Origin of the sequence: Gudongella sp. DL1XJH-153 (assembly GCF_049310905.1) — a bacterium.
Classification (GTDB): Bacteria; Bacillota; Clostridia; order Tissierellales; family Tissierellaceae; genus Gudongella.
On the sequence record NZ_JBMEMN010000057.1, the window covers coordinates 1 to 3,852 of the forward strand.

A 3,852-nucleotide genomic window follows, 5' to 3' on the forward strand; every position below is an offset into this window, starting at 1 on the left:
TTTGATAAAAAAACAGCACCCTCTCTTCAGAGTGTGCTGTTTTTTCAAAAGGGGCTATTTCCCGACAGCCCCTTTTTGTTGTATAATTATTATAGTACTTTACCAAAATACTTTAAAGAAGGAGATGGTCTAATATGAAATCATACAGAAAGGAACTGACCTTCAATATTGGAACACGAAGAGGGTTTGTTAATATTACAAATCAGGTTGAACGATGTCTTTTAGAGAGTGGTATCAGAGAGGGAATACTTCTTTGCAATCCCATGCATATAACGGCCAGTGTATTTATTAATGACGATGAAAGCGGACTACATAGAGACTTTGAGAGATTACTTGAAAGGCTCGCTCCAGAGAAGCCTTACAGTCAGTACGACCACAATGGGTTTGAGGATAATGCCGATGCTCATCTAAAAAGAACAATAATGGGAAGGGAAGCGATAGTGGCTATTACAAACGGAATGCTTGATTTTGGGACCTGGGAGCAGATATTCTACGGCGAATTTGATGGTAAAAGACCAAAGAGAGTGCTCGTAAAAATAATTGGAGTTTAGAATGCAGGGTATACAATTATCAAAGGAGGGATTGAAGTGAATATAAGGAGAGCCAATCCAAAGGAACACGAGATATTGACCGACCTTGCAGTGACTTCGGAGTCATATTGGGGATACGACAAGAAATTCCTGAGTGCATTCAGAAGCATATACGGCCTGTCAGAGGATTATATTATGAACCACCCCACCTTTGTAATGGAAGATGACGATGAGATAATAGGGTTCTATAATCTTATAGAAAGCGATGAAGAAGTCACCTTGGAGTATTTCTATATAGATCCGGTGAATATTAGGAAAGGATATGGTAGTCAGCTTTGGGAACATCTTGTGGAATTTTGCAAAAATAGAGGAATCCTTGAGCTTCAGTTTGTATCCAGTCCTGAGGCTAGGAAATTTTATGAAAAAATGGGAGCTGTTGTGGTCGGGGAAGCAGACTCCAGAGTTATGACGGACAGAAGAATACTTAAGTGGAAGTTTGTTGTTTGATAGATATGGTGCCAAGATGTCTAATTTTTTTAATTCCAGTTTAAAGAGTTGGCAACAGCAGCAGTTTAGAATTTCAGGGACCCCTTTTTCAGGGGTTTCTTTTTGCACCGAGAAAAATGGGTATATAACTCTTATAAATATTTAGGAGGTTATTATATGTCAAAATATGATTTTACGCTTAAAGAAACAGACGGAGAAGAAATTTCACTAAAACATTACAGAGGGAAAAACGTAGTTGTATATTTCTATCCAAAAGACAATACAGGAGGCTGAATAACTGAAGCCACTGGATTCAGGGATCTGAATCAGGAGTTTGAAAAACTGGACACGGTTATATTGGGAATAAGCAAGGACAGTCTCTCTTCCCATAAGAAATTCAGAGATAAGCAAGAGCTAAATTTTCTGCTACTAAGTGATGAGGACCAAAAGGTCCATGAACAATACGAGGTTATTGTTCCAAAAAAGATGTATGGAAAGGAGTATATGGGTACTGAAAGATCTACCTTTGTATTCGATAGAGAAGGAGAACTTGTAAAGGAATATAGGAAGGTCAAGTCAGAGGGACATGCAGATGAAGTATTGGGGTTTATTAAGGAGAATATGAAATAACACGTGCACCTACTTTTTTGGGAGTGATTAAATGAGATATGAAGGGTCAGTATACAGACCGCCCTCAGAGGCGCGAAGCTGGATACTCCAGGCAACAATTGGATGTTCACATAATAAATGTACATTCTGCAGCATGTACAAGGACAAGAGTTTTCGAATAAGAAGTACGGATGAGATAATTGAGGAAATACATGAAGCCAGAAATGCTTATGGTAGCCTTAAGCGAATTTTTATTGCTGACGGCGATGCTCTGATGATTAAAACAGAGGAACTGCTGCAGATAATCAAGGAATTGAGGAATACATTTCCGGAATGTGAAAGAATTGGAATATATTCTTCTCCGAGAAGCATTAATCTAAAGTCAAAGGAAGAGCTTGTTTCACTAAAAGAGGCAGGACTTGGAATAGCATACCTGGGATTGGAATCAGGTAGCGACAATATACTGGAAAATGTAAAAAAAGGTGATGACCGAGAAGGGATAATTTCTGCCGGTAAGAAGATAAAAGATTCAGGACTACTTTTATCTGTAACTGTTATTTCCGGACTCGGAGGCAAGGAGAATTGGATAGATCATGCAAAAGAGACCGCCAGTGCGGTAAATGAAATCAAACCTGATTATCTTGGATTGCTTACTCTTATGATTGAGCCTGAAACAGAGCTATGGAACCAGGTAGAGTCAGGAGCATTCTCAATCCTTACTCCCTATGATATTGCTAAAGAGACTCTTTTAATGCTTGAAAACCTAGATTGTCCTGGTTGTGTATTCAGAAGCAATCACGCTTCAAATTATGTATCACTTAAGGGTACACTAAATCAGGACAGGAAAGAGATGATCAAAACCCTTGAAAATGCACTGAATGACGGTGATTTCAAGGAAGAGTGGATGAGAAGACTGTAACAGAATAATGTTTATTATCTGGAAAATAAGGGTAAAGTCCTTGATAGAGAATAAAAATAAGGGGGAACCGAAAAATGACACAATATCATGAACCAGTAGAAAAATTAGATGACAAGACTATGGACATTACCAGAGCATTATTGAGCTTAAAGGAAGAAATAGAGGCTGTTGACTGGTACAACCAGAGAGTTGCAGCAGCGGCTGATCCAGCTCTAAAAGAAATTCTTGCTCACAACAGAGATGAAGAAATTGAGCATGCAGTTATGACATTGGAATGGTTAAGAAGAAACATGGGAACTTGGGATGAAGAAATGAAAACGTACTTATTCACCGAAGGGGATATCGCTCACCTTGAAGAAGGCGGAGAAGAGGAAGAAGCCTCTGGTGATAAGGGATTAAACATTGGAGATCTTAAATAGGAGGGAAATTGAATGTTATACAGAGAACTTGCACCAATTTCAAATGAAGCATGGGCCGAAATAGATGAAAGGGCTTCAGAGGTACTGAAGTCATATCTGTCTGCCAGAAAGGTTGTTAAAGTGAACGGACCCAAGGGTCTTTCATTCAATGTAATATCAGAAGGTAGGCTGGGAGAGACATTGGAGGAAGGGGACATCTGCTATGCGAATTACAAGGTGCTTCCATTGACTGAATCAAGGATTGAATTTGAAATGGACAGATGGGAGCTTGACAATGTTTCAAGGGGAGCCAAGGATGTTGATTATGGTCCATTGGAAGAAGCTCTCGAGAAGGTTGCCTTATTTGAAGAAAATGCAGTGTACAATGGATTAAAAAATGCAGGAATAGTAGGTCTAAAAGGAGCAGCGGAAGGAAAAGCCATTAAGCTTGGAGAAAATGAAAAAGCACTGATGGAATCAATTACCGAGGGAGTTCTTAGACTTAGAAGAAATTATGCGGGTGGAGCTTATTCCCTAGTTGTAGGAAAAGACGCGTACAAGAGAATAGTTGCACAAGATAGTGGTTATCCATTGAGCAGAAGGATAGAGAATTTGATTGAAGGTAAAATAATTCTAAGTCATGTTGTTGAGGGAGCTTATTTGATTCCTTATAATAGCGATGACCTTGAATTAACTATTGGAAGAGACTTTTCAATCGGATATCAGGAACACGATGCAGAAAAGGTTAAGTTTTTTGTTGCAGAAACATTTGCATTTAGGGTACTTGATCCTGCATTGATAGTAAAATTCAGTCTATAATATAATAGCATTTCAAAAAGGGGTAATCGGGAAATGACCGATTTTACCCTCACAAACAAAAAATGAAGAGAACCCGTAAGATTCTGGGCTT

At 38.8% G+C, this 3,852-nt stretch carries 6 protein-coding genes; all 6 read left to right on the top strand.

What is annotated here, in order from left to right:
• The first annotated feature begins 134 nt into the window (after window positions 1-134).
• The 6 genes from ACOEN1_RS13170 (at window position 135) to ACOEN1_RS13195 (ending at window position 3,761) form a co-directional block, all read left to right on the top strand.
• Window positions 135-551, top strand: coding sequence for a secondary thiamine-phosphate synthase enzyme YjbQ (locus ACOEN1_RS13170; RefSeq protein WP_422487353.1), 417 nt, complete (start codon window positions 135-137; stop codon window positions 549-551).
• 36 nt (window positions 552-587) lie between these two features.
• A complete protein-coding gene (locus ACOEN1_RS13175; RefSeq protein WP_422487354.1) occupies window positions 588-1,037 on the top strand; it encodes a GNAT family N-acetyltransferase in 450 nt (149 codons plus the stop codon).
• 156 nt (window positions 1,038-1,193) lie between these two features.
• Window positions 1,194-1,646 (top strand): peroxiredoxin, encoded by a 453-nt coding sequence (locus ACOEN1_RS13180; protein ID WP_422487355.1) that lies wholly within the window; start codon window positions 1,194-1,196, stop codon window positions 1,644-1,646.
• 31 nt (window positions 1,647-1,677) lie between these two features.
• Complete coding sequence (locus ACOEN1_RS13185; protein ID WP_422487356.1) at window positions 1,678-2,544, top strand: radical SAM protein; 867 nt, start codon at window positions 1,678-1,680, stop codon at window positions 2,542-2,544.
• A gap of 74 nt (window positions 2,545-2,618) precedes the next feature.
• Window positions 2,619-2,963 carry an encapsulin-associated ferritin-like protein gene (locus tag ACOEN1_RS13190; protein ID WP_422487357.1) on the top strand — a complete coding sequence of 115 codons (345 nt, stop codon included), beginning with the start codon at window positions 2,619-2,621 and terminating at the stop codon, window positions 2,961-2,963.
• A 12-nt stretch (window positions 2,964-2,975) separates the two neighbouring features.
• Window positions 2,976-3,761, top strand: coding sequence for a family 1 encapsulin nanocompartment shell protein (locus ACOEN1_RS13195; protein WP_422487358.1), 786 nt, complete (start codon window positions 2,976-2,978; stop codon window positions 3,759-3,761).
• The last annotated feature ends 91 nt before the right edge of the window (window positions 3,762-3,852 follow it).

Bases quoted from the DNA above. Each gene is read 5' to 3' on its own strand.
- ACOEN1_RS13195 (WP_422487358.1), top strand. From the start codon at position 2,976: ATGTTATACAGAGAACTTGCACCAATTTCAAATGAAGCATGGGCCGAA.
- ACOEN1_RS13185 (WP_422487356.1), top strand. From the start codon at position 1,678: ATGAGATATGAAGGGTCAGTATACAGACCGCCCTCAGAGGCGCGAAGC.
- ACOEN1_RS13170 (WP_422487353.1), top strand. From the start codon at position 135: ATGAAATCATACAGAAAGGAACTGACCTTCAATATTGGAACACGAAGA.
- ACOEN1_RS13190 (WP_422487357.1), top strand. From the start codon at position 2,619: ATGACACAATATCATGAACCAGTAGAAAAATTAGATGACAAGACTATG.